A 429-nucleotide genomic window follows, 5' to 3' on the forward strand; every position below is an offset into this window, starting at 1 on the left:
GCCGTGCGCGATGCGCTGACCTATGTGGATTTGTCGCTATTCCAGATCGTGGCCGGGCTGCGCTACGCGTTTCCTCGCCACATGCAGCGCTACGAGCGGGAGCTGCCGCATCTGGTTGCGCTGCATGATCGCGTGGCGGCGCTGCCGAACATCGCGGCGTATCTGGAATCGCCGCGTCGCATTCCGTTCAACACGATGGGCATCTTTCGCCACTACCCCGAGCTTGATGCGCTGAAATGACGAAACCCGGCGCGAGGCCGGGTTCGCGGTGAATGCACCGTTCAGGCTGCCAGCGGCGTAGCGGACAACTGGCAGGACAACTGGCGGGGCAGCCGTCGGCCAATATCTTCCAGCGCGGCAGGCCAGCTTTCAATGGCCGTCAGATCGTGGATGTCCTGCAGATCGATCAGCAAATCCACCACCTGATCG

General features: G+C 62.7%; 1 protein-coding gene. It reads left to right on the forward strand.

From position 1 onward, the window contains the following. Positions 1-240, forward strand: a 240-nt coding sequence (locus JNB71_RS24240) for a glutathione S-transferase C-terminal domain-containing protein (protein WP_220374315.1), incomplete at its 5' end; no start/stop codon positions are given. Between the last annotated feature and the right edge of the window lie 189 nt (positions 241-429).

Source organism: Rhizobium herbae (assembly GCF_019511375.1).
GTDB classification, from domain to species: Bacteria; Pseudomonadota; Alphaproteobacteria; order Rhizobiales; family Rhizobiaceae; genus Pararhizobium; species Pararhizobium herbae_A.